26 protein-coding genes and 1 tRNA gene are annotated in these 24,126 nt (G+C 54.3%); 17 read left to right on the top strand and 10 right to left on the bottom strand.

The genetic code is table 11. The features are described from left to right. Window positions 1-372: 372 nt before the first annotated feature. Entirely contained in the window at window positions 373-720 is a 348-nt protein-coding gene (locus SERS4_RS0118180; protein ID WP_017893555.1) for a DUF2502 domain-containing protein, read from the top strand. Between the two features lie 10 nt (window positions 721-730). On the opposite strand, the gene SERS4_RS0118175 is transcribed toward SERS4_RS0118180, so the two are convergent. The 3 genes from SERS4_RS0118175 to SERS4_RS0118165 form a co-directional block, all read right to left on the bottom strand. Next, window positions 731-1,465, bottom strand: a complete 735-nt coding sequence (locus tag SERS4_RS0118175; protein ID WP_017893554.1) for a LytTR family DNA-binding domain-containing protein — start codon at window positions 1,463-1,465, stop codon at window positions 731-733. Continuing rightward, window positions 1,462-3,153, bottom strand: coding sequence for a sensor histidine kinase (locus SERS4_RS0118170; RefSeq protein ID WP_017893553.1), 1,692 nt, complete (start codon window positions 3,151-3,153; stop codon window positions 1,462-1,464). The genes SERS4_RS0118175 and SERS4_RS0118170 overlap by 4 nt, the downstream gene beginning before the upstream one ends. A 109-nt stretch (window positions 3,154-3,262) precedes the next feature. Continuing rightward, a complete protein-coding gene (locus tag SERS4_RS0118165; RefSeq protein ID WP_017893552.1) occupies window positions 3,263-4,510 on the bottom strand; it encodes a DUF1479 domain-containing protein in 1,248 nt (415 codons plus the stop codon). A gap of 188 nt (window positions 4,511-4,698) precedes the next feature. Between SERS4_RS0118165 and SERS4_RS0118160 the strand changes: the two genes are divergently transcribed. The 3 genes from SERS4_RS0118160 (at window position 4,699) to SERS4_RS0118150 (ending at window position 7,228) form a co-directional block, all read left to right on the top strand. Continuing rightward, entirely contained in the window at window positions 4,699-5,238 is a 540-nt protein-coding gene (locus SERS4_RS0118160; protein WP_017893551.1) for a GNAT family N-acetyltransferase, read from the top strand. 121 nt (window positions 5,239-5,359) lie between these two features. Beyond that, complete coding sequence (gene alaC / locus SERS4_RS0118155) at window positions 5,360-6,595, top strand: alanine transaminase (RefSeq protein WP_012146114.1); 1,236 nt, start codon at window positions 5,360-5,362, stop codon at window positions 6,593-6,595. A 108-nt stretch (window positions 6,596-6,703) separates the two neighbouring features. Beyond that, complete coding sequence (locus SERS4_RS0118150; protein WP_017893550.1) at window positions 6,704-7,228, top strand: cytochrome b; 525 nt, start codon at window positions 6,704-6,706, stop codon at window positions 7,226-7,228. Window positions 7,229-7,293: 65 nt separating this feature from the next. Here SERS4_RS0118150 and ypdK read toward each other — a convergent pair whose 3' ends face one another. Both ypdK and SERS4_RS0118140 read right to left on the bottom strand, forming a co-directional pair. Continuing rightward, window positions 7,294-7,368: a membrane protein YpdK gene (ypdK, locus tag SERS4_RS27065; RefSeq protein ID WP_112349011.1), complete on the bottom strand. Its 75-nt coding sequence runs from the start codon at window positions 7,366-7,368 to the stop codon at window positions 7,294-7,296. Window positions 7,369-7,926: 558 nt separating this feature from the next. Then, window positions 7,927-8,367, bottom strand: a complete 441-nt coding sequence (locus SERS4_RS0118140; protein WP_012146113.1) for an antitoxin HicB — start codon at window positions 8,365-8,367, stop codon at window positions 7,927-7,929. 289 nt (window positions 8,368-8,656) lie between these two features. Between SERS4_RS0118140 and mltB the strand changes: the two genes are divergently transcribed. Continuing rightward, the gene (gene mltB / locus SERS4_RS0118135; protein ID WP_026142471.1) at window positions 8,657-9,742 is read left to right on the top strand and encodes a lytic murein transglycosylase B; all 1,086 of its coding nucleotides are present in this window, start codon (window positions 8,657-8,659) and stop codon (window positions 9,740-9,742) included. 56 nt (window positions 9,743-9,798) lie between these two features. Here mltB and SERS4_RS0118130 read toward each other — a convergent pair whose 3' ends face one another. Further along, complete coding sequence (locus SERS4_RS0118130) at window positions 9,799-10,950, bottom strand: porin (RefSeq protein WP_017893547.1); 1,152 nt, start codon at window positions 10,948-10,950, stop codon at window positions 9,799-9,801. A gap of 422 nt (window positions 10,951-11,372) precedes the next feature. On the opposite strand from SERS4_RS0118130, the gene SERS4_RS0118125 reads away from it, so the two are divergent. Continuing rightward, window positions 11,373-11,663: a hypothetical protein gene (locus SERS4_RS0118125; protein WP_017893546.1), complete on the top strand. Its 291-nt coding sequence runs from the start codon at window positions 11,373-11,375 to the stop codon at window positions 11,661-11,663. Between the two features lie 90 nt (window positions 11,664-11,753). Continuing rightward, the gene (locus tag SERS4_RS0118120) at window positions 11,754-12,677 is read left to right on the top strand and encodes a DMT family transporter (RefSeq protein ID WP_026142470.1); all 924 of its coding nucleotides are present in this window, start codon (window positions 11,754-11,756) and stop codon (window positions 12,675-12,677) included. Between the two features lie 337 nt (window positions 12,678-13,014). On the opposite strand, the gene dsdC is transcribed toward SERS4_RS0118120, so the two are convergent. The 4 genes from dsdC to SERS4_RS0118095 form a co-directional block, all read right to left on the bottom strand. Further along, window positions 13,015-13,944 carry a DNA-binding transcriptional regulator DsdC gene (gene dsdC, locus SERS4_RS0118110; RefSeq protein WP_017893544.1) on the bottom strand — a complete coding sequence of 310 codons (930 nt, stop codon included), beginning with the start codon at window positions 13,942-13,944 and terminating at the stop codon, window positions 13,015-13,017. 185 nt (window positions 13,945-14,129) lie between these two features. After that, window positions 14,130-14,669 (bottom strand): DUF2058 domain-containing protein, encoded by a 540-nt coding sequence (locus tag SERS4_RS0118105; protein WP_026142469.1) that lies wholly within the window; start codon window positions 14,667-14,669, stop codon window positions 14,130-14,132. A 185-nt stretch (window positions 14,670-14,854) separates the two neighbouring features. Further along, window positions 14,855-14,929, bottom strand: a tRNA-Arg gene (locus SERS4_RS0118100). Window positions 14,930-15,059: 130 nt separating this feature from the next. Next, window positions 15,060-15,989, bottom strand: coding sequence for a formate/nitrite transporter family protein (locus SERS4_RS0118095; protein WP_017893542.1), 930 nt, complete (start codon window positions 15,987-15,989; stop codon window positions 15,060-15,062). A 251-nt stretch (window positions 15,990-16,240) separates the two neighbouring features. Here SERS4_RS0118095 and ccmA point away from each other — a divergent pair, with 251 nt between their 5' ends. The 10 genes from ccmA to mlaA all read left to right on the top strand — a co-directional run bounded on the left by ccmA (window position 16,241) and on the right by mlaA (window position 24,102). Further along, window positions 16,241-16,873 carry a cytochrome c biogenesis heme-transporting ATPase CcmA gene (gene ccmA / locus SERS4_RS0118090; RefSeq protein ID WP_026142468.1) on the top strand — a complete coding sequence of 211 codons (633 nt, stop codon included), beginning with the start codon at window positions 16,241-16,243 and terminating at the stop codon, window positions 16,871-16,873. Further along, complete coding sequence (gene ccmB, locus SERS4_RS0118085) at window positions 16,873-17,532, top strand: heme exporter protein CcmB (RefSeq protein ID WP_012146103.1); 660 nt, start codon at window positions 16,873-16,875, stop codon at window positions 17,530-17,532. The genes ccmA and ccmB overlap by 1 nt, the downstream gene beginning before the upstream one ends. A gap of 118 nt (window positions 17,533-17,650) precedes the next feature. Then, entirely contained in the window at window positions 17,651-18,388 is a 738-nt protein-coding gene (locus tag SERS4_RS0118080; RefSeq protein WP_017893540.1) for a heme ABC transporter permease, read from the top strand. Beyond that, entirely contained in the window at window positions 18,385-18,621 is a 237-nt protein-coding gene (gene ccmD / locus SERS4_RS0118075; protein WP_012146101.1) for a heme exporter protein CcmD, read from the top strand. Before SERS4_RS0118080 ends, ccmD begins: the two co-directional genes overlap by 4 nt. Then, a complete protein-coding gene (gene ccmE, locus SERS4_RS0118070) occupies window positions 18,618-19,112 on the top strand; it encodes a cytochrome c maturation protein CcmE (RefSeq protein ID WP_012146100.1) in 495 nt (164 codons plus the stop codon). Before ccmD ends, ccmE begins: the two co-directional genes overlap by 4 nt. After that, window positions 19,109-21,079, top strand: coding sequence for a heme lyase CcmF/NrfE family subunit (locus tag SERS4_RS0118065; RefSeq protein WP_017893539.1), 1,971 nt, complete (start codon window positions 19,109-19,111; stop codon window positions 21,077-21,079). The genes ccmE and SERS4_RS0118065 overlap by 4 nt, the downstream gene beginning before the upstream one ends. Beyond that, entirely contained in the window at window positions 21,076-21,627 is a 552-nt protein-coding gene (locus SERS4_RS0118060) for a DsbE family thiol:disulfide interchange protein (RefSeq protein WP_012146098.1), read from the top strand. The genes SERS4_RS0118065 and SERS4_RS0118060 overlap by 4 nt, the downstream gene beginning before the upstream one ends. Continuing rightward, the gene (locus tag SERS4_RS0118055; protein ID WP_012146097.1) at window positions 21,624-22,097 is read left to right on the top strand and encodes a cytochrome c-type biogenesis protein; all 474 of its coding nucleotides are present in this window, start codon (window positions 21,624-21,626) and stop codon (window positions 22,095-22,097) included. Before SERS4_RS0118060 ends, SERS4_RS0118055 begins: the two co-directional genes overlap by 4 nt. Beyond that, window positions 22,097-23,308 (top strand): c-type cytochrome biogenesis protein CcmI, encoded by a 1,212-nt coding sequence (gene ccmI, locus SERS4_RS0118050; RefSeq protein ID WP_017893538.1) that lies wholly within the window; start codon window positions 22,097-22,099, stop codon window positions 23,306-23,308. Before SERS4_RS0118055 ends, ccmI begins: the two co-directional genes overlap by 1 nt. Window positions 23,309-23,343: 35 nt before the next feature. Further along, window positions 23,344-24,102: a phospholipid-binding lipoprotein MlaA gene (gene mlaA, locus SERS4_RS0118045; RefSeq protein WP_012146095.1), complete on the top strand. Its 759-nt coding sequence runs from the start codon at window positions 23,344-23,346 to the stop codon at window positions 24,100-24,102. The last annotated feature ends 24 nt before the right edge of the window (window positions 24,103-24,126 follow it).

The following is a 24,126-nucleotide window of genomic DNA, read 5'->3' as shown; positions in this document are numbered from 1 at the left end:
TTGCCGGGCGTTAGCCGTTGGCTGAAATTTGCGGGCGCTGTCTTGAACCCCGCGGTATGGGCATATTATATGGCTGGTAGTACCAGCCGGCGGCGGATCGGGAATGAGTTGCACAAGGGAAGGAATGAAATGCCTCTGACGATGCATGAGTTGCCGTTTTAAGGCTTAAAAGGGGATGAAATGCAGCGGGTGGCGCGTGATCTAAATCAAGAATGTTAGCGATTTATCGCCAATGCCCCGCCGGGGATTGTGGCTGAATTGTGAAGGATGTGGGGGGAATTCGTAAATGGGCATTGTTCCTATAGAGCGGCGGTTGGCGCAGATCTATGTTATCTGCGAACGGACGGGTTCCGCTCTGCAGGAGTCGTTGAGATGAAAAAAATATTGTTGTTATTAGCTGCGTTGCTGTCACTGCCATTGGTGAGCCACGCAGACGTATCGATTGGCGTAAATGTTCCGGGCCTTTCATTACACATCGGCGACCGCGATGATCGCGGTCATTATTGGGACGGTGGTCGCTGGCGCGATCCGCGCTGGTGGTCCGAACACCGGGGCTATGAATACCGGGGTTATGAACGCCCGCGCGGTTATTACTATGGTCCGCCGCCACGGGTGATTTATTACGGCCCGCCACGACATGAATGGCGTGATCGCCCGCATTACCGCATGCCTCCACCGCCACCGCCGGGCTATTACTACCGCCCAGGGCCACGCTGGTAACGGCCGGCGATTATAAACGCATCAGTTTGCGAAACTCTTTCACCTTGCTGCGGCTGACCGGCACTTCAAAATCCAGATCGCTCAGCCGCAGAATATAAGTGTTGTTGAACCAGGGCACGATCTCGCGGATTTTAGACAGATTGACGCAGTAGGAACGGTGGCAGCGGAAGAAATACTCTTCAGGCAGGCGCCCGTAAAACTCGGTCAGGTTCATCGGCATCACAAACTCCTCGCGCCGGGTATAAACCCGCGTCACTTTCTCATCGGCGGCGGCATAGTAAATGTCGTTGATGTCGGTAACGATAATCCGCTCGTCTTTGATCAGGTTAATGCTGTGGCTGCTGCGATTCGGTGCGCTGGCCTGCTCCGGTAAAGTGGCGGGGCGGTTATGCAGCGCTTCCAGCTTCTGCAGCATGGTGACGATACGCGCTTCGTGATAGGGCTTGAGGATATAGTCAAAGGCCTCGATTTCGAATGCCTCCACCGCATGCTCTTTATAGGCGGTGATAAATACAATAGAAGGACGGTGCGCGAATTTGCTGATGTTCTGCGCCAACAGTACCCCGTCCAGCGACGGGATATTGATATCGAGAAAAATGGCGTCAACCTGATGGGTTTGCAGGTATTTCAGCACGTCCAGCCCGTCCTCGAAGGTGGCTTCGATAACGATATTGCTGTGTTTTTTTATCAGATAACTGAGTTCTTCCTGCGCGAGGAACTCGTCTTCAACGATGATGGCTTTCATGATAGCTCCCCGGCCGGCAGTATGTTGTTCTCTACCGGCAGTTTGCCGCCATTTTTGCTGATGTAAAAGGCAATTTCGGTGCCGGGTTCCAGGCGACGGATGCGAAGCCCTTCGCCGTACAGCAGGGACACCCGGTGATGCACGTTCAGCAGACCGATGTTGTGGCCTGGCATCTCGTTGCGGGCCACCCGTTCGATGACCTGTGGGTCGATGCCGTGGCCGGTATCTTTGACTGAAATCTTGACCCGGTCACCCTGATCTTTCACCGCAATCACCACCACGCCTTTGCCTTTACAGGGTTGGATACCGTGCACGATGGCGTTTTCCACCAGTGGCTGGATCAGCAGGCTGGGGATGCGTACCGAAATATCGTCATCGATGTCATAAATCACCGTCAGCTTGGCGCCAAAGCGTGCCTGTTCGATGGCAATATAATCCTGGATTTGGTGCAGCTCTTTGCGGATGTCGATTAACTCGTCATTCAGCTCCAGATTATAGCGCAGGTAGCGTGACAGGTTGATAATCAGTTGGCGCGCGGTGTCCGGATTGGTGCGGATCGAGGACGAAATGGCGTTAAGCGCGTTGAAAAGGAAGTGCGGGTTGATCTTGCTTTGCAGGGCGCGCATTTCCGCTTTGTCCGCCATCTGGCGCAGATGCTCAATGCGCGAGACTTCCATTTGGGTGGAGATAATCTGCGACAGGCCGACCGCCATCACCTTCAGCGTATTGGTGATCTGATGGGCGTGGCAGTAGTAAATTTTCAGCGCGCCGGTCACTTCGCCTTTCTCCCACAGCGGGATCACCAATTGCGAGTGGATCTGCGGCGTGGCCGGGTTTTCCAGATTATTTTTGATGATGATCTTGCCGTGCCGGATGCTTTCACGGGTCACGCGGCTAAGACCTTCGCGGCCAATCGGGTAGGCCTCTTCCCCCACCCCGACATAGGCCAGCACCTGATGGGTATCGGTGATGGCAACCGCGTCGGCCTGAATGTCGTGGCGAATGATGTCGCAGATGGTGGCCAGCGTTTCACTGTTGATATTGCGAAAATAAGGCAGCGTTTTGCGGGCAATATCCAGCGCCAGTTTGGCCTGGCGGGCAGCGATCACTTCTTTTTCGTCTTCCACGCTCTGCACCAGCAGCACGATCAGGCCAATGCACACCGTGCCGAGGATCATCGGCAGGGCAATTTGGGAGACGATATCCAGCCCCAGTTCGGTCGGCCTGGCCCACAGCACGATCAACAGCATGGTCAGGCATTCACACAGCATGCCGCCGATGATCCCGGCGCGCCAGCGCTGTTCTTTCTTCACCTTCAGGTTGATATACCCGGCACCGATCCCGGCAATGATACTGGTGATCAGGCAGGGAACCGAGGTAATGCCATCGATATCTATCAGGTAGCGATGCACCCCGGCAATGATGCCGGTAATGATCCCCACCCAGGGGCCGAACAGAATGCCGCCGGCCATGATGGCGATCACCCGTACGTTGACCAGCGAACCTTCAACGTTAACGCCGGAATAGGTGCTGAACAGGGCAAACAGCGAGAAGATGGCGGTGACCATGGCCAACTCCAGCGGCGTATGGTCCTCTTTTTGCAGCAACTGGCGGAACAACCGGGTGCGAGTGAGGAAAAACAGGCAGATCAACATCAACGCGGCGCGATCAAATACCGCTAACAGCATTTCAAAAAAGGGGTGCACGGCGGGCTCTCGCTGCGGCGGAAAGATACCGGGAGTATATCACAGCGAATTGACCCCGTGACGGCCGGGCGGCGCGCCACGGGGCAGCGTATTATTTATTAATGCCCAACTGTTCCTTGCCGAGCGCTGTCAGCAGGTCAACCGTGGCCCGGCCGACGAAGTCCACTTCGAAATCATCAGGGGCGAAATCCGGCGGGGTTTTGCCGGCGATAAAGCTGGGCAGCTGACGTTGCAGGTAGGCATCATTTTTCTCGCAGCCCGGCGCGGCAGCGATGTACATTACGTTGCTGTCGAATTCGCCGTTATGCTCATTTTCCACCGCGTGGATCACGTCGCAGTGCCAGAAAACCGTATCACCCGGCTCTAAATCGGGAATAGGGGAAATCCCACTGATTAAAAGGGGATGCCATTTTTCGGAGATCGAAAGTGCCCGTCCTGGGGCGGCATCGCACAGATCATCGTCGGCGACGTCATCCTGCAGCGCACGCAGCAGCACATAAGCCATGGCGTTGGCCACCGGCACCAGGTTCAGCGTGCCGGCATTGGTGCGCTGCGGCGTCAGCGCCGTCCAGCCCTGGAAAGTGCGGAACATCGAGCACACTGCCGGTGAAGCGATTTCACGCACTTCGGTGCGGCCGTCGGCGGCGAACGGATCATAATCCTGCCAGTTGCCGGAGAACACGTGGCGATAGACGTAACGGAAGTTTTCATCCAGCCAGCGCTCAATGGTGCCGCTGTCTACGTGTGGCGACAGGCCCAGCGAAGAGGAGTTCGGCGGACGGCGACGGGTGCGATCGGCGTAGGTGCCGACGCGTGTCGGATCAAAATGCTGTTTTCCGTTGCTTTCGGTTTCCCACAGGCTGTTAAGGAATACCTGTACCGCGTGCATTCTGGCGTCCTGGCGGGCTTCCACCTGCGGTTTTGACCAGTAAATGCCGTAGATTTGGGGCTTGCTGGCGGCCAGTTTGCCGAAGTAGTTGTCTTCGGCGGCCCCTTTCAGACGTTCGACGAAGTTGTTGCGGTCGAGGTAGTCGCCGATTTCCCGGTTCCAGGCCGTGGCTTTGTCACGGGGAAAAACGCCGCGAATGGCGCAGGCACCGCGCTGTTTAATCAGCGCTTTTTGCTGCTCGCTGACGCGCTGTTGAAGGATATCTTCGGCATCGATTTGCGGCACCGGGTTTTGACCGGCGGCCAGCTCCTGGCGGATTTGTTCGACCTGCTGACGGATATTGTCTTCCAGTGCCAGGAAGGTCTCACGGTAATTCGGTAATGCCTGGCGCAGTTGTTGTTTGACGGTTTTAATTGCGCCTGGAATATCGTCAATCTGTAAGGAAGCCATGGTGTTCTCCTCGTGTTGCGGGTGGGCAACGACGGACGGTTGTAGGGGACCGGGTAAGGCGTTATGGTTTTGTTGTTTTGACGTTAATGATTATCTGGATTTAATAGGGGAAAATAAAGGGATATCTTTCATTCGTAACTTCCTCATTTTCATTTTTCGGAGATCTTTGTTTTTAGGAGACAGAAGCAATGAAGTTGGTAACTGAGCGTTTGACCCTGGAGTCGTTGACTGCTGATGACTGGCCGCTGTTTTTACGCCTGTATAAGGATCCTGATGTGATCCGTTACATCTCCGACCCGTACAGCGATGAGGGCATCCTCAGTCGTTTCGAGGCCCGTTTACCAACCTGGGACAAGCATTTGGATCAATGGTTGTGCCTGGTGTTGCGAGAGAAAGAGAGCGGAGAAGTGGCTGGCATGACCGGTTTTCGTCCGATGTGGTTGCCTAATCAACAGGCGGAAGTGGGATACGCCTTGCTGCCGTCCGCGCAAGGTAAGGGCTATGGCAAGGAATCACTGCGTGCGGTACTGGATTTTGGTTTTAATGGCTGTGGTTTCCATAAGCTGACCGCGACGGTGACCGCCGGCAATATAGCCTCGCGCCGGTTGCTGGAGTCCTGTGGCTTTATGCTGGAAGGTACGCTGCGCGATAATTACCGGCTGGCGGGGCAGTGGCGTGATGACTGGCACTTCGGGCTGCTGGCGAGGGAATTTAAGGCCGGGGAATAAAAAAGTTGTACTGGGTCTCGACAAGCCTGCCGAGGCTGGGATATGTTCAATATCCGGTCAATCTTTAGGTTGGCCAGCGTCGCTCGGATGGTCCGGGCGCTAACGTCTCTTCGAGGTATCTATGGCTGATAATAGTCCGCAACGCCGTTTCACGCGTATTGAACGTCTTCCCCCTTATGTATTCAACATCACCGCCGAACTCAAGATGGCTGCGCGCCGTCGTGGCGAGGATATCATCGATTTCAGCATGGGCAACCCCGACGGGCCAACCCCGCCGCACATCGTGGAAAAGCTCTGTACCGTTGCCCAGCGTGACGATACCCATGGCTACTCCACTTCGCGGGGGATCCCGCGTTTGCGCCGTGCCATTTCACGCTGGTATGCCGATCGCTACCAGGTGGAGATCGATCCCGAAAGCGAAGCCATTGTTACCATAGGTTCAAAAGAAGGGCTGGCACACCTGATGCTGGCGACGCTCGACCACGGTGATACCGTGTTGGTGCCGAATCCGAGCTATCCGATCCACATTTACGGTGCGGTGATTGCCGGTGCTCAGGTGCGTTCGGTGCCGCTGGTGGAGGGAGTGGATTTCTTTGGTGAGCTGGAGCGCGCCATTCGTGAAACCATCCCGCGCCCGAAAATGATGATCCTCGGCTTCCCGTCAAACCCGACTGCCCAGTGCGTAGAGCTGGACTTCTTTGAACGCGTGGTCGCGCTGGCCAAACAGTACGACGTGCTGGTGGTCCACGATCTGGCCTATGCCGATATCGTTTATGACGGTTGGAAAGCGCCCTCGATTATGCAGGTACCCGGCGCCAAGGATATCGCGGTGGAGTTTTTCACCCTGTCGAAAAGTTACAACATGGCGGGCTGGCGCATCGGCTTTATGGTCGGTAACCCGGAGCTGGTCAACGCGCTGGCAAGGATTAAGAGTTATCACGACTACGGGACCTTCACCCCGTTGCAGGTGGCTGCCATCGCCGCGTTGGAAGGCGATCAGCAGTGCGTGCGGGATATTGCGGAACAGTACCGCCAGCGCCGCAATGTGCTGGTGAAAGGGCTGCATGAAGCGGGCTGGATGGTGGAAAACCCGAAAGCGGCGATGTATGTCTGGGCCAAAATTCCCGAGCCTTATGCACATCTCGGTTCACTGGAGTTTGCCAAACGTCTGTTGGCGGAAGCCAAGGTGTGCGTATCGCCGGGCATTGGCTTTGGTGACTACGGTGACACCCACGTGCGTTTCGCGCTGATAGAAAATCAGGATCGTATCCGTCAGGCCGTTCGCGGCATCAAAGCCATGTTCCGGGCTGATGGGCTGATCAAACCGGCCAAGAGCAGCCCGGCAACCACCAAATAATCACTTCAGGCCGGCGTATTCACGCCGGTTTTTTTCTTGCCCCCAAGGTTTTCTTCATTATTCACCCATTATTCTCTAATAAGATTTTTTTATTTATCGGGGGAGTTTATGGGGAACCGTTACGCGAACTCACAAATTGTGTTGCACTGGTTGACGCTGTTGATGGTGATCCTGACTTACGCGGCGATGCTGCTGAAGAATTCGGTGCCGGATGACATGGCTCCATTGATAAAAAATCTGCATTTTAACTTTGGTGTGGCCGTCTTTTTACTGATGTTGGTTCGGTTGGGATTGCGTCGGCGGCATGGCACACCGGCTACCACTCCGCCGCTCGAAGAGTGGCAGGACGTGGGGGCCAAGGTCTTTCATTGGCTGCTATACGTGATATTCCTGACCTTGCCGGTATTGGGGATGCTGACTCTGGCTTATGGCGGGAAAACCTGGGTGTTGCTGGGTTGGCAGGTACCGCAGTGGATAACACCGGATCCGGTGATGCGGCGTTTGATCAAAACCACACACGAAACGCTGGCCAACGTCGGCTATTTCATCATTGGCGCACATACGTTGGCAGCGCTCTACCACCATTATCTGCGCAAGGACGACACTCTGCGCCGCATGATGCCGGGGAAATAGCCCCATTCAGAAACAACAAAGGGGCGCTGTGCGCCCCTTTATCTATATTCCCGGTTATGCCTTGGTTATGCAACCATCAGCATAAAGGTGCCAATCCATGTAACCAACATGAATGAAACGCCAAATACGAAATATTTCACTGAACAACTCCCTTCTGGAGTCCCTCGCAAGCCAATGATCCCGATTGTTGTGCTGAGTATTTTGTGGATAGTCGGTGGTGGAGAGGCGGATCCTTCAAGAGGAAGAACAACGTCCTTGACCACAGATTATCCGGTTGTCGTGCTTCAAAGTCCGTGAGGTAAAACATGAACCACGACAGGATCGGCGTTAATGTACTCCCAATCTCAGCCTGATTACAATACTGTGTTTTTGATCACACTTTTTGACGGTTTTTTAACCAGGCGTGACTGTTTCTAAACGATTTTTATTTACCTTTTTCATCAGGCAAAAAAGGATTAGCCCGCTGAAGCAGGCTTTATAATTATGCTTGCTGTGATGTTATGAAAAGGGATCAGGCGACGGCGTTGGCACCGGTCAGCAGGATGGCCCAGAAGACAAGGCAACACAGCAGAATTACGGCCCAGATATTGCGGCGGCTCCACTCCATTTTTAGCCTTCACTTTTTGCTCTTGATGATTCGGTAATGAACACATCGGCGAAAAATGGAGAAAATTTAGCCCCCGAATAAAATATTTTTCTTATTGCTGGCGGATCTCTGCTACCGAGGTTTGTACCTCATATCCCAACAGGTAAAGAGCCTGTTCCAACGCTTCTACCTTGGAGGCATAGGCCACATCCAACAGGCGGTCCATTTGGCCGGCGTTAAAGCCCAGTTTACGAGCCAGGCTGGCTTTGGAAGTGGTATCGGCCAGCATAATGTTATGCAACTCGAGCTTGAGTTTAACCAGCACCGGCAGGTGGATCGCCAGCTCATCCGGCAAGGCACGAGAAGGGGCCGGTACCGGGCGGCCTTCTTCCATTTCCAGCGCGATGGCAATCAGCAGGCTTTCCTGTGCTTCCAGTTCGATGTCTTCACGCTTATAGCAGGCAGCCTGTTGCTGAGGAAAATCACGAAACTGAATCTGCCAGGCGTCGCTGTCGTTATCAAAGGTGTATTGGGCGGGGTAGTGGCAAGACATGGTATTTCCTGTTTGGGCCGGGAGTGGTGCGGCATTGTGACCGCTTGGCCCACAGATAGCCAGTGTTGTACCGGCTGGAGATGATAGTTGTTCTCATTGGCAGCAAGTGTTGGTTGCCGTTGGTGCAGCCACTTACCCTAAGTCTTTCGTTGTTTCTGTGCTGCCCGTCACGTTTTCTTGAGTTTTGGCTTGTGGCGGTGTGATCGGCGACATAATCCGGTTTTTTCGCACCTGACAATGGATTAACATAACCCACACTTATCACTGGCCTGGCTTATATGGATATCCGATGCGTCATTTAGTTGTTCTTCTCCCTCTGCTTACCTTACTCACTGCCTGTAGCAGCGGGCCGAAGTCGACCCCAGCCACGCCTCAGGACAACACCGTGAAAGGCGGGTTTCTGCTGACACCAGCGCATTCCGGTCAGCCGTTGGGGGGCGATTTTGCCAACAATCCGAACACCGCCCGTTTTATCGATAAAATGGTGCAGGAACACGGTTTCGATCGTCAGCAGTTGCATGACGTGCTGGCCCAGGCCAGGCGGTTAGACTCTGTACTGCGGCTGATGGATCGTCAGGCACCGACGCCAACGACCCAGGCACCGTCCGGCCCTAATGGTTCCTGGCTGCGTTACCGCAATAAGTTTATTACGCCGGATAACGTGCAAAACGGCGTGCAGTTCTGGAATCAGTATCAGGACGCGCTGCAGCGCGCCTACCAGACCTATGGCGTGCCGCCGGAGATCATTGTCGGCATTATCGGCGTTGAAACCCGTTGGGGCCGCGTGATGGGTAAAACCCGCATTATCGATGCGCTGTCTACTCTGGCGTTCGACTATCCGCGCCGTGCCGATTACTTTGCCGGCGAGCTGGAAACCTTCCTGTTGATGTCACGTACCGAAGGGGATGATCCGCTGGAGCTACGCGGCTCCTTCGCCGGCGCTATGGGTTACGGTCAGTTTATGCCGTCCTCGTTCAAGAGTTACGCGGTTGATTTCAACGGTGACGGGCACGTTAACCTGTGGGATCCGGTGGATGCCATCGGCAGCGTCGCCAACTACTTTAAAGCGCACGGCTGGACCAAGGGCGAACCTGTGGCCGTGCCGGCCAGCGGCCAGGCACCGGGGTTGGAAAATGGCTTTAAAACCCGCTATTCGGTGGCCAGTTTGTCGGAAGCTGGGCTGACGCCGCAAGGGTCGCTTGGTGGCAATCAGGAAGCCAGCCTGCTGCGCCTGGATATGGGGACCAGCTACCAGTATTGGTACGGTTTACCCAACTTCTACACCATTACCCGCTACAACCACAGTACCCATTATGCGATGGCGGTGTGGCAGTTGGGCGAAGCGGTGGGCCGTTCGGCGCGCGGCGGATTCTGATGTCGTGTCATTAATGGAAAAGGCCGCGGAAGCGGCCTTTTTTACATAGGTAGCGATTAGAAATCGTAACGCAGACGCACCAGCGTCATATCGCCCAGGTTGTCAGTGCTTGACGTCAGCACGTGTTCCACATCTACCCGGAAACCGTAATCAAACTGCACGGTCACGCCCAGGCCGTTATCAATACGCTGATAATCGCGGCCGCTGACGTACTGCAAACGGTCACCCATAAAGTACGGCATCACGGATTTCACCGCATATTGTCCTACCGGCACGGTGTAACCGGCCAGATATTCAATACCCCAGGCGTCACCGGCAAAGTAGTCGTTAACGTCGGCTTTTTTGGTGGTCAGGAAGTTGTTGTACCAGCCGCCGCCAAAGGTCAGCGTCCAGTTATCCGGTTTCCAGCTCAGCGCGGTACCCAGGATGTTCTGGTCATAATCTTTCGTGGCGTGGGTGGCAGGGTCACGCATCTCGGCGCGGGTATAGTTCCACGCGGTACCCCAGGTCAGGTCCGGCGTCAGGTGGTAATCCACACCCAATGAACCGCCGCCCTCGCGCTTGTAGCGCAGGCCATTACCCGGCAGGTACTCGTTATCGCTGAACAGGTAAGAGGCATACACATCCGCATCGCCGAAGGTATTTTTGTACTTCAGCATTTTACGTGAACGGTAAGATCCATCGTAATCCCCGTTGATGCCGTTCCCCGGAGCCTGGGCCAGCATGTCGTAATCCCAGATATCGGTTTTGGCGCCAACCACGTCGTAGTACACGCTGTTTTGTTGACCAAAGGTCAATTGTCCCCAGGTTTTGCTTTTCAAACCGGTGTACAACATGCGGCGGCTGGTGTTGTTGGCGCCCTCTGCATAGTGGTTATCCCAGTTGAACAGCGCAGGGATATTCACCCCCAGCTCGTAGTAGCTGATCCAGCTAATGTCGTCGAACAGGTAGTAATCGGCGGCGAAGCGGAAGCGGGTTCCGCCGTCAAAACCGTTACGTTTGTAAGAGCCTTTATCACCATCGCCGGTCATATTGTTGAACTGCGGACGGATGCTGCCGCCGACGGTAAAATTAAGACGGCTCAGCGGATCGCCCGCCTGTGGATCCTGCTTTAGCAGGGTAATTTCAGCCTGGGCGGCGAAAGAAGCACTGCCAACGACCAGTCCCAGAGCAATTGCCTGGGTTAATGCGCGCAATTTGTATGTCATTTTTTATCCCTGTGTGTACTTGCCGACCTCACTGAACCTTCTGGCATCAGTGATTTGCTCAGGAAATTTTCTGAGCGTTTTCATTGCTTTTAGCGTGGGTGAAGAGAAATGCATATGTAACACAATGTGCGTCACAAAAAGTTACTTTTCCTGCTAATTATTGGTTTTTTCTGTAACTATCCGAAGTGAAGTGCCGCGATGCCGTCAGGCGGTGTAAAAACCTAACTTAATGGCGCAGCAATGACGATGATGTTCGGATGAATTCAGCTAACACGAAGGTTTATATTTTTCACTTGTCAGTGAATGGTATATATCGTGTAATTTCATCGCGCAGAAAGATATTTAAATAAGCGGATATAACGTAATTGACCAAGCTGATATCTGCAAAATGGATAAGGTTAATAAGAGGCATGGAGAGGGCTATGAAAAAGTGTTTAATGTTGATTATCGGTCTGTTGCCATTACCCTTGATGGCGGCTGAGTCGCACGTTTGCCAGTCACAAGCTTATGATTATGCAAGTATTGGTAATCTTAGGCTGAGTGATGACACGGTCTTTACCTGTCGTGATATTGGGCGCGTCACCATCCCTGAGTTGGCCAAGCGGGGCTGGAAGGTGACCCACGTGGCGCAACAAACGGAATATACCGGTGAAGTCGACAGTGATAATGAAGTCATTAAGATGTACCAGGAAATAGTGGTTTATAAAGACTAACCTTTTATATTTTTCTCGGATTTATCCATCACCTTTTTATTAGCGGTGAGGGAAGGGTGTGTTTTTATTTAAGCGGCTTGAGGTGGTGTGATGAGTGCCAGAAAAAACATAGATAGCAGAGCTGCCGCCGCCATGATGATGATATGCGCCATATGGGGGCTGCAGCAGGTGGCGATCAAGGCCGCCGAGCCGGACATTTCTGCCGTACTGCAAATCGCCATTCGGTCGGGCATTGCCGCTTTGGCGGTTTATCTCCTGGCGCGTTACCGTCGCGAAAAGTTCGTGTTTGATCGCCCCACGCTGTTAGCAGGTCTGTGCGTCGGTTTTTTGTTCGCGTTGGAATTCTTCTTCGTTTCCGAAGGGTTGCGCTATACCAGCGCATCGCATATGGCGGTCTTTTTGTATACTGCCCCCTTGTTTTCCGCCATCGGGCTGCATTTTGTTATCCGCCATGAGCGGCTGTCGTTGATACAATGGGTCGGTATTGCCATCGCTTTTGGCGGCGTGGTGCTCGCCATCTCCGGGATGAGTGACAGTTCGGGCGCAGAGAACTCATTGCGTGGCGATATTTACGGGCTGTTGGCGGGAATGTCATGGGGCGGCTCAACCATTGTCATTCGCACTACCGGGTTGGCAAACTGCTCATCAAAACAAACATTATTGTTTCAGCTCTCGGGAGCCTGCATTTTGTTATCTCTGCTGGCGATAACCACGCAGAGCGTTCATTTCAACCTGACGGCATTGGCCTGGACCAGCCTGATATTCCAAACGCTGGTGGTTTCTTTTATCAGCTATTTGATCTGGTTTTCTCTGCTGCGTGATTATCAGGCGTCCTCGTTGGGCATTCTGACCTTTATGACGCCCATTTTTGGTATTTTAGCCGGGGTAGTGATATTGGGGGAGCCGCTGCAGATTGAGTTTGTATTGGGTTCTATCCTGATCGTTTTAGGTTTGATTGTCGTGAGCTGTTCTTATTTATTTTATCTCAACAGAGGGATTGTACCTAAAATATAAACTATGGATGTTGATGTTAATACCTATCAAATAAGTTGTGAAAGCCAATTCACCATCACTATGCAAATATCGAAATATGCCTGGGGTTATCCTTTGATCACGCTCAGTGATAATGGCGATTTTTTTGTGGTGAAAAGTACTAAGCGCGGTCGGTTATCTAACCAGACGCCGGTCGAGATAATAAAGTTCTCCAATAACTATACTGTGGTATGGGATAACAGCCGCAAACATATTTATTACTCAAAGGCCGGGCAGTTATACAGCTGCGCACTCGATTTTTCTTATACTCCCAAGACTTGGTAATCCTTTTTAAACCACCGGCCAATGCCTCTGGCAATCAGACCAGAGGCTCTATTTTCATCATCCACTGTTTGAACGCGATAATTTTCGGCCACTGACGTTCGGATATGGTCGACACAAAATAGCAGTGTTCGCAGGGCAGGGTCATGTTGGTAAAGGGGATAATCAGCTCACCGCTTTTGATCCAGTCTTGCACCAGATTGAGTCGGCCCATGGCGACGCCAAGATGCTGTGTCGCCGCCAGCACCGCCAAATCTGAGCGATCGAACTCCATGCTTTTACTGTCGGTATCCAGCCCTAAATCAAAATGTTGTGCCCAGGTCAGCCACTCGTCTTCACCCGAATTATATCGGTCATGCAACAGGGTGCAGTGCGCCAGGTTTTCAGGAGCATTGTAGAGGTCATGCGTTTTGGCGTATTGCGCAGTGCAGATCGGCACCATGGACTCCGACATAAAGGTTTCGTCCAGCTGTTTACCTGACGGCAGAAGCCCAAAGTACAGTGCTAAATCAACGCCGCGGTTGGCCAGGTTGATATTCTCCTGCCCGGTGAGAATGTTCAAATGAATGGTGGGGTACTGGGCAATAAATTCGCCGATCCGCGGAATCAGCAAGCATTGGACGATGGAAGGGTGGGAATAAATGGTCAGGGTGCCCGTCAGCTCACGGTTTTTAATATCGAGAATTTCCTGAGTCAGGGCATCGAAAGAATTGCTTAACGACCATTGCATCCGCTCTCCTTCCGGTGTGAGCGTAATTCTGCGGTGAAAACGTTGAAATAAAAGAAAGCCCAGCTCTTTTTCCAGCAGGTTGATTCTGTGACTTACAGCGCTGGGGGTAATTGACAGTTCTTCCGCCGCCAATGAAAAGGAGAGGTGACGAGCGACGCATTCAAAAGTATGCAACCGTGAAAATTGATAGCTGGTCAACGGATTGGCCCGTTGTGAATATTTCTTGTTGGGGAACATGCTATTACTCCATTCGCGACACAGAGCAATATTAACATTTTAATCGGTGGAACTAAAATACGATTTATTCTTGGATGACTGTGAAAATAGGGTCTTTTGAGGTAAGGCAATGGTCACAGCCCATTGCCCTAAACTAACATGCCGAAATATATGACAGCTATGTGATAGCAATACGTGCTTTTTTCCTACCACATCAAATCATCAGGAACCACAAAGTCGGCATAAGGATCTTCTTCGTCTTGTGCCTCCTGACTAAGCGCTGCATTTAACACAATACTGCTCGCATCACGTTGCGCAATTTTATCGGCCACGATCGCGGGTATAATTGCGTATTCGCTATCAACGCCATTCTCCGCAACCAGACGTGCAATGGCGAGACGACCATTAATTAGCTGAGTTTGAGTCGTTTTATCCACATTGATATTTTTAATTAAATTATTGTCTGTGAAGTTATAGCTTATATTTCCCTTTGAAATAACGATCCTGTTCATTTCAATTAACTGTTTTACCTGAGCCTTATACTCTTTAGACAGGGCAGCTTGCTTTTGTTGCTCACTCAGCTGTTTATCACGTTCGATTTGTGCTTTTTTATTGACTTCCACCGCCTCTCTGGCTTCACGAGCCTGAACGCGCGATTTTTTAGCGGTTTTTTGCACTTTCGCCAGTTTCTTACTGTTGACCAATCCGGCTTTAAGCATCTGCTCTTGTAATGTTAGTTTTGTCATGTTCGTTTCTAAAATCGAGTAAATAGTATCTGCGATTATACCTTTAATCCTGGAATCTGTGCCAGATTGTGGGATGTGCTCACGCATCATGCTGATAACAGCGAAGTATTTAGGCGACGAAAATGGCTTAAGGTCTTGTGTGGCGCGGTTTTTGCGGATTTAGATAGTGGGGGGCAATCGGCTTATGGTGTCCCCGACTGGAATCGAACCAGTAACTAGCCCTTAGGAGGGGCTTGTTATATCCGTTTAACTACGGGGACGCTGCGGGCTGGCAACTTGAGGCTGCCGGGGCAGTATACCTTTTTTTACCCGCAGAATAAGCGCTTAGCGGTGCGTTTGCTCATTCCATCGCCAATATGCACTGATTTTCGCGTGCTGCACTGACCGCGATCACGGTTTTCTCGCCCTGGCGGTCTGTTTTTCTGCCTCCAGCCGCGCCGCTTTGTTTTTATCGCTCATATCATTGCGGATCTGCGCATGGCTGATTAACGCAAAGATAAAGGTGCCGCCGATAATGTTGCCGGCCAGCGTCGGAATGGCGAATGGGTAGATAAAATCTTGCCAGGGGATGACACCGCTAAACACCAGATAAAGGATCTCTACCGATCCGACCACGATATGGGTCAGATCGCAGATCGCCACCAGATAGGTCATCAGGACGATTACCCAAATCTTGGCGGCCCCGGCGGAAGGGAACATCCACACCATGGTGGCGATGATCCAGCCGGCCAAAATACCGTTGGCGAACATTTCTGACGGTGAGTTTTGCATCACTTCTTCCGACAGGCTAACGAAGGCGCTGCGAGTGTTTTCATCAAAAATCGGCATGTGAATAAATGCCAGTGACACCAGCCCGGTGCCAATCAGGTTGCCCAGCAGCACCACGCCCCACAGGCGAAGCAGGATGATGAAATTTCTCGGCGTTGGTTTGTGCATGATCGGCAGTACGGCGGTCACGGTGTTTTCGGTAAACAGCTGCTGGCGGGCCATAATCACGATGATAAAGCCAAAGGTGTAGCCAATATTCTCGATAAAGAAGCGGCTGGGGTCGTCCGGCAAACGGGCGTGAAAAATACCCTTGGCCATCAGGGAGGCCCCCATCGACAGCCCGGCGGCCACCGCTGACCACAGCAAGGCCAGCCAGTCACGCTCCAGTTCTTTCTCACCCTCCATGCGGATCTGTTCATGCACCGCCGCCGCGCGTGAGGGCAGGTTCTGTTCCTTTACCTCGATTTCGCTCTTGCCCTGTTCATGCTCTTTGCTCTCCACCTGCAGAGGATCGTCGCTGTCCGTCTTCGGGCGCTGTTGTGAGTCGCTCATTATCTGCTCTCTCCTTAAACTGCTGCCGGGGTCACGGATTAAGCATAGCTGGCCCACCGGTAGGCCGAAAGCCAGGTCGCAAATTGCAGAAAAAAGTAACAAGAGTTTAACGCCGCCGGTTTTTTCTTCGCATTATTGATCTGGGGCGCAATATTACCCCTATTGGAGTAGCTGAGTGCCCTGCCGCGGGCTACGTGCCGCAGATGGCTTATGCTATGATCGCTATCCCAAAGAAAAATATGAGTTCTCCGATGCTGGAAGCTAAAAATCTGAGTTGCGTCCGCGATGAACGCACCCTGTTTAGCGCGTTAAGCTTTACGGTGAAACCGGGCGATATTATTCAGGTGGAAGGGCCGAACGGTGCGGGCAAAACCAGCCTGCTGCGTATTTTGGCCGGCCTGGCGCGCCCGGAGGGCGGTGAAGTCCACTGGCACGGGCAAAATACATTGCGCCATCGTGAACGTTACCATCAGGATTTGTTGTTCCTTGGCCATCAGCCGGGGATTAAAACCATGTTAACGCCCTTTGAGAACCTGCAGTTTTACCAGGCGGTGAGTTGCGTTCCCGATCGTCAGGCCATTTGGCAGGCGCTGGAGCAGGTAGGGTTAGTGGGTTATGAGGATTTACCGGTGGCGCAGCTTTCCGCCGGGCAGCAACGCCGGGTTGCCCTGGCGCGTTTGTGGCTCAGCGACAGCCCGTTGTGGATCCTGGATGAGCCGCTGACGGCCATCGACAAGCAGGGCGTGGCTGAATTAATTAGCCTTTTTGAGCAACATGCGCAGCAGGGCGGCATGGTATTGTTGACCACCCATCAGGATTTGGCCGGCGTAACGCAGGCGGTAGGTAAAATCAGCCTGACGGAAAACCGCATGGAGACTGTTTGATGTTTTTGACCGTATTGCGCCGCGAGCTGAAGATTGCCTTTCGCAAAGGGTCGGAAATCGTTAATCCGCTGTGGTTCTTTCTGATTGTTATCACGCTGTTTCCGTTAGGGATTGGGCCGGAGCCGCAGTTACTGGCGCGTATATCGCCGGGAATTATTTGGGTCGCTGCGCTGCTGGCGGCGCTGTTGTCGCTGGAGCGCTTGTTTCGCGATGACTTTCTTGATGGCTCGCTGGAGCAACTGCTGTTGCTTCCGACGCCGCTGCCAATGACGGTGTTAGGCAAAGTATGTGCTCACTGGGTGGTAACAGGTCTACCCCTGTTAATCCTGTCGCCGCTGGTGGCGTTGCTGCTGTCGTTGGATATCAATACCTGGCTGGCGGTGGCATTTACGCTGCTGCTGGGTACGCCGACGCTGAGTCTGATTGGTGCTATCGGCGTGGCGCTGACCGTCGGGTTGCGCAAGGGCGGCGTGCTGCTTAGCCTGCTGGTGCTGCCGCTGTATATCCCGGTATTGATATTTTCCACCGCGGCCATCGATGCCGCCTCTATGGGGATGCCAATAGACGGTTACCTGGCGATTCTGGGTGCCATGCTGGCGGGCAGCATCACGCTGGCACCGTTCGCTACCGCAGCAGCGCTGCGAGTGAGCGTGCACTAGCTAACATATTGAAATGCGGGTTAACGCCATCAAGAGCGTGTTGCACCGCACCAGTAATTTTCGTCGCCTTGGTCAACAGGGCGGCCACCGTATAAATTTACCGTGAGCAATGACGACAATGTGGAAATGGTTACATCAGTTTGCCCAGCCTGAACGGCTGTATCGTGTCTGTGGCCGTTTTATCCCCTGGCTGGGGCTGGCCGGAGCGGCCTGCCTGCTGCTGGGTTGGGTATGGGGCTTTGGTTTTGCACCCAAGGATTATCAGCAGGGCGACAGCTTCCGCATCATGTATATCCATGTGCCGGCCGCCATGTGGTCGATGGGGATCTATGGCTCCATGGCAGTAGCGGCATTTATCGGCCTGGTGTGGCAGATGAAAATGTCCGATACGGTGGTGGCGGCGATGGCGCCGGTCGGAGCGGTATTTACCTTTATTGCCCTGGTCACCGGTTCTGCCTGGGGCAAGCCGATGTGGGGCACCTGGTGGGTGTGGGACGCGCGCCTGACCTCCGAGTTGGTGTTGCTGTTCTTGTATATCGGCATTATCGCGTTGTACAACGCCTTTGAGGATCGCCGCCTGGCGGGCCGCGCCGCCGGTATTCTGGTGCTGGTGGGGGTGGTGAACATCCCGATTATTCATTTCTCGGTCGAATGGTGGAACACGTTGCATCAGGGGTCGACCAATATGCAACAGAGCATCGCCCCAAGCATGCGCACCCCGTTGCGCTGGGCGATCCTCGGCTACCTGCTGTTCTTCATTACTCTTACTTTGATGCGCCTGCGCAATTTGATTTTGTCTCAGGAAAGTAAGCGTCCGTGGGTCGCCGGGCTGGTCAATAAGGAGCGCCAACCATGAATGCCGCATTTACTTCCTGGCAGGCGTTTTTCGCCATGGGGGGCTACGCCTTCTACGTCTGGTTGGCGGTGGCCGTTACGCTGCTCTCGCTGCTGGGCCTGGTGGCGCATACTTTCTGGCAGCGCCGGCAATTGCTCGATGAAATCGGCCGCCGTCAGGCGCGCGAACGGCGCATTCGTCAGTCGCAACAGTCGAAACAAAAATCCGCCAACCCGCGGGAGAAATCATTGTGAATCCACGTCGTAAAAGTCGCCTGTATCTGGCGATCGTAGTGCTGATCGGCGTTGCGCTTACCGCGACCCTGATGCTGTATGCGCTGCGCTCCAACATCGATCTGTTTTATACCCCGAGCGAAATTCTGCAGGGCAAGGGCGAAAATCATGAAAAGCCGGAAGTGGGCCAACGTCTGCGTATCGGCGGCATGGTGATGCCTGGCTCGGTAAAACGCGATCAGAAAACGCTGCAGGTCAGCTTCAAGGTCTACGATGCGCGCGGTGCCATCGATGTCACCTACACCGGTATTTTGCCGGACTTGTTCCGTGAGGGGCAGGGCGTGGTGGCGCAGGGCGTATTGGGCGAAGGCAACGTGGTCAATGCGCGTGAAGTGCTGGCGAAACACGATGAAAAATACACTCCGCCGGAGGTGGCCGACGCAATGAAAGAAAACCATAAGGGGCCGGCTTCGGCTTACGCCACCCCGCAGAACGAGGGCGCTAAATCATGATGCCGGAAACGGGAAGTTTTCTGCTGTGTCTGGCGCTGGCGATTTCGCTGCTGCTGAGCATTTACCCGCAGTGGGGCGCAGCGCGTCAGGATCGCCGCATGATGGCGGTGGCGCGTCCGCTGACCTACGGCATGTTTGCCGCTATCGCGCTGGCGTTCATCTGCCTGGTGTATGCCTTTGTGGTCAATGATTTTACCGTGGCTTATGTGGCCGCCAATTCCAACACGCAACTGCCGGTGTATTACCGCATCGCCGCTACCTGGGGCGCCCATGAAGGGTCACTGCTGCTGTGGGTGTTGCTGCTCAGCTGTTGGTCACTGGCGGTGGCGTTGTGCAGCCGTGCGATGCCGCAAGACGCGGTGGCGCGCGTGCTGTCGGTGATGGGCATGATTACCGCGGGTTTCCTGCTGTTCATTATCATGACCTCCAACCCGTTCACCCGCACCTTGCCGAATTTCCCGATCGACGGCAGCGACCTCAATCCACTGCTGCAGGATATCGGCCTGATTTTCCACCCGCCACTGCTGTACATGGGCTATGTCGGCTTCTCGGTGGCCTTTGCTTTTGCTATTGCCTCACTGATGGCCGGCCGGCTGGATACCGCCTGGGCACGTTGGTCGCGTCCCTGGACTACCGCGGCCTGGGTGTTTCTCACCATGGGTATCGTGCTGGGCTCTGCCTGGGCTTATTACGAACTGGGCTGGGGCGGCTGGTGGTTCTGGGATCCGGTAGAGAACGCTTCATTTATGCCGTGGCTGGCCGGTACGGCGCTGATGCACTCGCTGGCGGTGACCGAAAAACGCGGGACTTTCAAGGCCTGGACGGTGCTGCTGGCGATTACCGCCTTCTCGCTGTGCTTGCTGGGCACCTTCCTGGTGCGTTCCGGCGTGCTGGTATCGGTACACTCCTTTGCCTCCGATCCGGCGCGCGGCATGTTCATTCTCGCCTATCTGGTGATTGTGATCGGCGGTTCTTTGCTGCTGTACGCGGTCAAAGGCGGCCAGGTGCGCAGCCGGGTTCAGCATGAAACCTTCTCGCGTGAAACCTTCCTGTTGGGCAACAACGTACTGTTGATTGCCGCGACGCTGGTGGTGTTGCTGGGCACGCTGTTGCCGCTGGTGCATAAACAGCTTGGCCTGGGCAGTATTTCTATCGGCGAGCCGTTCTTCAATACCATGTTTACCTGGCTGATGGCCCCGATGGCCTTGCTGATGGGCATCGGCCCGTTGGTGCGCTGGCGCCGTGATGAACCGACCAAGCTGTGGCGTCGCCTGAGCGTGGCGCTGGTGATTACGCTGGTGCTGTCAGTCCTGTTGCCGTGGCTGCTGCAAGACAGCATCGCCGGTATGACGGTGGTGGGGCTGATTATGGCGGTCTGGGTCATTATCCTTACGCTGATGGAACTGCACGAACGTGCTACTCATCGCCACGGTTTTTGGCGTGGCCTGAGCCATCTTTCCCGCAGTCACTGGGGCATGGTGCTGGGTCACCTTGGCGTCGCGGTGACGGTAATCGGTATTGCCTTTAGCCAGAACTACAGCGTGGAACGCGACGTCCGCATGAAGGCTGGCGACAGCGTGGATATCCATAACTATCACTTTGTGTTCCGTGATGTGCACGATATCCGTGGACCGAACTATACCGGCGGCGTCGGTATCATCGACGTCACGCGTAACGGCAAGCCGGAAGCGACGCTGCACGCGGAGAAACGCTACTACAGCGTGGCGCGCAGCATGATGACCGAAGCGGCCATCGACGGCGGCTTCAGCCGTGACCTGTATGCGGCACTGGGCGAAGAGCTGGACGACGGCTCCTGGGCCGTGCGGTTGTACTATAAACCCTTCGTACGCTGGATCTGGTTCGGTGGGGTATTTATGGCGGTCGGCGGTATCCTTTGTATTCTCGATCCGCGCTATCGGATGAGCAAAAAACTCAAGCGTGAAGGCAAACTGGAGGAGCAGGCATGAACCGTAAGCTGCTGTTTATCCCGTTAATCCTGTTCCTGCTGCTGGTGGCAGCGTTTATGGTGCAACTGACGCGCAATGCCGGTGGCGAGGATCCGACCATGCTGGAGTCGGCGTTGATCGGCAAACCGGTACCGGCCTTCAAACTGGAATCGCTCGAAAGCCCCGGCAAGACTTACGATCAGGCGGTGCTGCGCAATGGTAAACCCATGCTGCTGAACGTCTGGGCCACCTGGTGCCCGACCTGCCGTGCCGAACATCAATATCTCAATACGCTGGCCGCGCGCGGTATCCGCGTAGTGGGGCTGAACTATAAAGACGATCGCAGCAAGGCGGTGACCTGGCTAAACTCGCTGGGTAACCCTTATGCGCTCAGCCTGTATGACGGCGACGGCATGCTGGGGCTGGATCTGGGCGTGTATGGCGCGCCGGAAACCTTCCTGATCGATGGACAAGGCATTATTCGCTATCGCCACGCCGGGGATATGAATGAGCGCGTCTGGCAGCAGGAAGTGTTGCCGCTGTACAAAAAATACGGGGGTGAGGCATGAGGCTGATGACCCTGGTCTTCGCTCTGCTGCTGAGCTGGAGCGCGGCTGCGGCTATTGATACCTATCAGTTCAAATCGGTGGAGCAGGAACAGCAATACCGTGAGCTGACCGAGCAGCTGCGCTGCCCGAAATGCCAGAACAACAGCATTGCCGACTCTAATGCCATCATTGCGGCGGACATGCGCACCAAGGTGTATGAGCTGATGATGCAGGGGCAGAGTAAGCCGCAGATCATCGATTACATGGTGGCGCGCTACGGCAATTTCGTCACCTACGAACCGCCGGTGACGCCGGCGACGCTGATCCTGTGGCTTGGCCCGTTGCTGTTTGTGCTGATCGGCGGGGCGGTAGTGATACTGCGCACTCGCCGTCGCCGCGCCGGTGCTGCTAACGCTAACGATGAATTCTCCGAGCAGGAGCAACAGCGTTTGGCAGCGCTGCTGAAAGAGACTGACAGGAAGAAACCCTAATGGCTTTTTGGCTGATTATTATTGTATTGCTGGTCGGCGCTGCGGCGTTACTGGTGGTGCCGGCGATGCGTCAAAGTGACAAAAGCACTGCCGCTAGCCGCGATACGCTGAATAAAGCATTTTATCAGGATCGTCTGCACGAACTGGAGCAGGACGAGGATCAGGGCGTGGTTACCGAGCGTCCGGAGATGGTGAAGGAACTGCAGCAAAATCTGCTCAATGATATCCCCGGTCAGCAGGACACGCAGGCGAAGCCGATCAACCGTTGGGCACTGGTGCCCGGCGTAGCGTTACTGGTGGTGGTCACCCTGGGCTTCTATCTGAAAACCGGTGGGTTGGCGCAGGTGCTGGACTGGCAGCAGGTGGAAGCTCAAATGCCGGAACTGCGCGCTCGGGTTAGCAATGAACGCGCCCAACCGCTGAGCATGGAAGAGATTGCTCGTCTCGGCCTGGGGCTGCGTACTGCGTTGCAACAGGACGACCGCAATATCAACGACTGGATGATGCTGGGCCGGGTCGGCATGGCATTGAATAACGCCACCACCGCCACTCAGGCATTCGCCCATGCTTATCAACTCGATCCGAATAGTCTGGAAGTGCGCCTCGGTTATGCGGAAGTCTTGACGCGCTCCAACGATCCAGAGGATAACAAGCAGGCTACCCAGATGCTGCGCAAGATGATCGCCGAAGATCATACCAATCTGCGCGTGTTGAGCCTGTTGGCGTTTAATTCCTTTGAACAGGGCGATTTCAAGCAGGCTATTGGTGCCTGGCAGGTCATGCTGAAACTGTTGCCGGCCAATGATCAACGCGCCGAAGTGATAAAGCGCAGTATTGCACAAGCAAAAACACAGGCAGGCGGAGAAACTGTTAAACTTGGCGTTAACGTGACGTTATCGCCGCAGGCGACTAACGCTTTGCCGCCGCAGGGGACGCTGGTAATCTCGGTGACCGATGGCACCAATCCGGTGCCGGTGGCGGTAAAACAACTGCCTTTAAGCCGTTTCCCCCTGTCATTCTCTCTGGATGACAGCAATGCCATGATGCCTGAGCGGCTGCTTTCGGCCCAGCATCAGGTCAAGGTGCGGGTGCGGATTTCTCAGGACGGTCTGGCCACGCCACAGGCGGGTGACTGGTTCGGTGAGAGTGCGCTGCAGAATTTCAGCGGTAAAGAGCAGATTGACGTTCAGATAAACAAACAGGTCCCCTGAATAAAAAGACCGAACGTGTTTTCATGGAGAAGAATATGAACTTTCGCCTGACTGGGCTGGCTTTCACAACGGTGTTATTGGTGGGCTGTGCCAGCACGCCACAAGATGAACCACAAGGGCGATCCGATCCTCTGGAAGGATTTAACCGGACGATGTTCAACTTTAACTATAACGTCCTGGATCCGTATGTCCTGCGCCCGGTGGCCGTGGCCTGGCGTGACTATCTGCCGATGCCGGCGCGTAATGGCATCAGCAACTTCACCTCCAACCTGGAAGAGCCGGCCAGCATGGTCAACTCCTTCCTGAAAGGTGATCCGTACAAGGGGATGATCCACTTTAACCGTTTCTTCCTCAACACCCTGTTGGGGATGGGCGGCCTGATCGACGTGGCTGGCATGGCTAACCCGAAACTGGCACGCGAAGAGCCGAACCGTTTCGGCAGCACTCTGGGGCACTACGGTGTCGGCTATGGTCCTTATGTGATGTTGCCGGGCTATGGCAGTTTCACCCTGCGTGAAGAGGGCGGTGACTGGGCAGATGACCTTTATCCGGTGCTGAGCTACCTGACCTTCTGGATGTCGGCAGGCAAGTGGGTGGTTGAGGGGATTGAAACCCGTGCCGAGCTGCTCGATTCCGACGGCCTGTTGCGTAACTCTTCCGATCCATACCTGATGGTGCGTGAGGCCTACTTCCAGCGCAACGATTTCCTGGCGAACGGTGGTTCACTGAAACCGGAAGTTAACCCGAACGCCCAGGCGATCCAGGGTGATTTGGACGAGATCGACTCGCAATAACTTCGGTTAGCGAACAGAAACAAC

This window comes from Serratia sp. S4 (assembly GCF_000347995.1).
Taxonomy (GTDB): domain Bacteria; phylum Pseudomonadota; class Gammaproteobacteria; order Enterobacterales; family Enterobacteriaceae; genus Serratia; species Serratia quinivorans.
Note: the sequence above shows the minus strand (reverse complement) of the source record. Positions and strands in the feature narration are given on the sequence as shown.

What these genes read in the sequence shown, in the direction of transcription:
- SERS4_RS0118080 (WP_017893540.1), top strand. Translation starts at nt 17,651, where the DNA reads ATGTGGAAATGGTTACATCAGTTTGCCCAGCCTGAACGGCTGTATCGT.
- ccmB (WP_012146103.1), top strand. Translation starts at nt 16,873, where the DNA reads ATGTTTTTGACCGTATTGCGCCGCGAGCTGAAGATTGCCTTTCGCAAA.
- dsdC (WP_017893544.1), bottom strand. Translation starts at nt 13,944, where the DNA reads ATGTTCCCCAACAAGAAATATTCACAACGGGCCAATCCGTTGACCAGC.
- ccmD (WP_012146101.1), top strand. Translation starts at nt 18,385, where the DNA reads ATGAATGCCGCATTTACTTCCTGGCAGGCGTTTTTCGCCATGGGGGGC.
- mltB (WP_026142471.1), top strand. Translation starts at nt 8,657, where the DNA reads ATGCGTCATTTAGTTGTTCTTCTCCCTCTGCTTACCTTACTCACTGCC.
- SERS4_RS0118140 (WP_012146113.1), bottom strand. Translation starts at nt 8,367, where the DNA reads ATGTCTTGCCACTACCCCGCCCAATACACCTTTGATAACGACAGCGAC.
- SERS4_RS0118105 (WP_026142469.1), bottom strand. Translation starts at nt 14,669, where the DNA reads ATGACAAAACTAACATTACAAGAGCAGATGCTTAAAGCCGGATTGGTC.
- SERS4_RS0118175 (WP_017893554.1), bottom strand. Translation starts at nt 1,465, where the DNA reads ATGAAAGCCATCATCGTTGAAGACGAGTTCCTCGCGCAGGAAGAACTC.
- mlaA (WP_012146095.1), top strand. Translation starts at nt 23,344, where the DNA reads ATGAACTTTCGCCTGACTGGGCTGGCTTTCACAACGGTGTTATTGGTG.
- SERS4_RS0118095 (WP_017893542.1), bottom strand. Translation starts at nt 15,989, where the DNA reads ATGAGCGACTCACAACAGCGCCCGAAGACGGACAGCGACGATCCTCTG.
- SERS4_RS0118160 (WP_017893551.1), top strand. Translation starts at nt 4,699, where the DNA reads ATGAAGTTGGTAACTGAGCGTTTGACCCTGGAGTCGTTGACTGCTGAT.
- SERS4_RS0118065 (WP_017893539.1), top strand. Translation starts at nt 19,109, where the DNA reads ATGATGCCGGAAACGGGAAGTTTTCTGCTGTGTCTGGCGCTGGCGATT.
- ccmA (WP_026142468.1), top strand. Translation starts at nt 16,241, where the DNA reads ATGCTGGAAGCTAAAAATCTGAGTTGCGTCCGCGATGAACGCACCCTG.
- ccmI (WP_017893538.1), top strand. Translation starts at nt 22,097, where the DNA reads ATGGCTTTTTGGCTGATTATTATTGTATTGCTGGTCGGCGCTGCGGCG.
- SERS4_RS0118120 (WP_026142470.1), top strand. Translation starts at nt 11,754, where the DNA reads ATGAGTGCCAGAAAAAACATAGATAGCAGAGCTGCCGCCGCCATGATG.
- SERS4_RS0118060 (WP_012146098.1), top strand. Translation starts at nt 21,076, where the DNA reads ATGAACCGTAAGCTGCTGTTTATCCCGTTAATCCTGTTCCTGCTGCTG.
- SERS4_RS0118180 (WP_017893555.1), top strand. Translation starts at nt 373, where the DNA reads ATGAAAAAAATATTGTTGTTATTAGCTGCGTTGCTGTCACTGCCATTG.
- SERS4_RS0118165 (WP_017893552.1), bottom strand. Translation starts at nt 4,510, where the DNA reads ATGGCTTCCTTACAGATTGACGATATTCCAGGCGCAATTAAAACCGTC.
- SERS4_RS0118170 (WP_017893553.1), bottom strand. Translation starts at nt 3,153, where the DNA reads ATGCTGTTAGCGGTATTTGATCGCGCCGCGTTGATGTTGATCTGCCTG.
- SERS4_RS0118130 (WP_017893547.1), bottom strand. Translation starts at nt 10,950, where the DNA reads ATGACATACAAATTGCGCGCATTAACCCAGGCAATTGCTCTGGGACTG.
- SERS4_RS0118125 (WP_017893546.1), top strand. Translation starts at nt 11,373, where the DNA reads ATGAAAAAGTGTTTAATGTTGATTATCGGTCTGTTGCCATTACCCTTG.
- alaC (WP_012146114.1), top strand. Translation starts at nt 5,360, where the DNA reads ATGGCTGATAATAGTCCGCAACGCCGTTTCACGCGTATTGAACGTCTT.
- SERS4_RS0118055 (WP_012146097.1), top strand. Translation starts at nt 21,624, where the DNA reads ATGAGGCTGATGACCCTGGTCTTCGCTCTGCTGCTGAGCTGGAGCGCG.
- SERS4_RS0118150 (WP_017893550.1), top strand. Translation starts at nt 6,704, where the DNA reads ATGGGGAACCGTTACGCGAACTCACAAATTGTGTTGCACTGGTTGACG.